Origin of the sequence: Erwinia oleae (assembly GCF_000770305.1) — a bacterium.
Classification (GTDB): Bacteria; Pseudomonadota; Gammaproteobacteria; order Enterobacterales; family Enterobacteriaceae; genus Erwinia; species Erwinia oleae.
Genome location: NZ_JNVB01000154.1, coordinates 1 through 1370 on the forward strand (window position 1 = coordinate 1; position 1370 = coordinate 1370).

The window sequence follows — 1370 nt, forward strand, 5'->3', positions numbered from 1 at the left end:
CTTCTGTGATCCTCAATCTCCCTGGCAACGTGGCTCAAATGAAAATACGAACAGGTTGCTAAGACAATATTTTCCAAAGGGAACTGACTTATCGGTTCACAGTCAGCAGAGACTAAACAGCGTTGCCAGACAGCTCAACGAAAGACCGAGAAAAACGCTAGACTATGAATCACCCGCAGAACGGTTCAATAAGTGTGTTGCGTCCATCAGTTGAACTCACAGCTGAGAGCGGACACACTCTCGTCCTTTCGTAACCACACGAAGTAGCCAGGTCCAGTTTGTACATGTGCTTTTAATTGTAGATTAAACGATCTACAATGTATTTTTATCTTAGGAGGACCCAATGAAAGCATCTGTTGGCAGACCCAGAGAATTCGACCCGAAGGACTTTCTTAATACTGCTCTGGAATGCTTCTGGCAGAAAGGTTATCGGGCAACGTCAATGTCTGACCTTATGAGAGCATCAAGCCTTGCAAGCGCCAGTATTTATAAACTTTATCCAGACAAGCGGGCCATCTATCTTGCAGCATTGCAGCAATATATGGATGAGGGCGTTTCCAGAGGAGTGAACCGTGATGCGGAACTTTCCCCTGAAGATGCATTGCGTGAAACGCTCGAATTTGTAGCTTTGCTATCCTCTGCTCCTGATGGAGAAAAAGGTTGCTTTACTATAGCCGCCGCCAGTGAGCTCATACCGGGTGATGAGGAGATCAAATGCAAGGTGGCCTGTAAATTTAACAATATAATAAACCAACTAGAACGCATATTAAGTAAAGGTCAAAGCCTGAAGGTCTTTCGTAAGGATGAATCCGCCAGAGCAATGGCACTGAGTATTTTTATGATTCTGGAAGGAATGCGAGTATATGGAAAAATTCAGCCAGATATTGAAGATCTCAGGATGAGTAACGAGTTTATTATCAAGTCAGTGCTTTTGAAATCATGTGTTGATGATAAGAAACTGTCGTTTAAGGCATCAATATGACTGAAGTAGGCACAATTGTTCGGCGTCGAAAAAGAAGAATACCGATGGTTGTGCTTAAATGCGAGGATGGCATGGTCTTATGCGGTTGGGTCGATAAAGGACGTTTTTTCAAAAGACGTTTTCCCATGTCTCAATTAAAGATATGCATACCCTATTCAGATTTCTGGCCTCTTACTTGAACGTGTTGCGTTTTTTTAATGGTGGTCTGGCGCATTAACGTCCGCTTTTGGCTGTGAGTTCAACTGATGGACGCAACACACTTATTGAACCGGTCTGCGGGTGATTCATAGTCTAGCGTTTTTCTCGGCCTTTCGTTGAGCTGTCTGGCAACACTGTTAAGTCTTTGCTGGCTGTGAACCGATAAGTCAGTTCCTTTTGGAAAATATTG

2 protein-coding genes and 1 pseudogene are annotated in these 1370 nt (G+C 43.6%); 2 read left to right on the forward strand and 1 reads right to left on the reverse strand.

From position 1 onward, the window contains the following. Together GS12_RS23875 and GS12_RS22645 are read left to right on the forward strand one after the other, a co-directional pair. On the forward strand, nt 1–214 hold a 214-nt coding region (locus tag GS12_RS23875; RefSeq protein ID WP_152601478.1), incomplete at its 5' end, for an IS30 family transposase. A gap of 129 nt (nt 215–343) precedes the next feature. Then, nucleotides 344–982, forward strand: coding sequence for a TetR/AcrR family transcriptional regulator (locus GS12_RS22645; RefSeq protein WP_034951256.1), 639 nt, complete (start codon nt 344–346; stop codon nt 980–982). Between the two features lie 238 nt (nt 983–1220). Here the strand turns inward: GS12_RS22645 and GS12_RS24540 are convergent. After that, nucleotides 1221–1370: pseudogene (locus GS12_RS24540) on the reverse strand (IS30 family transposase); the annotation flags it as partial.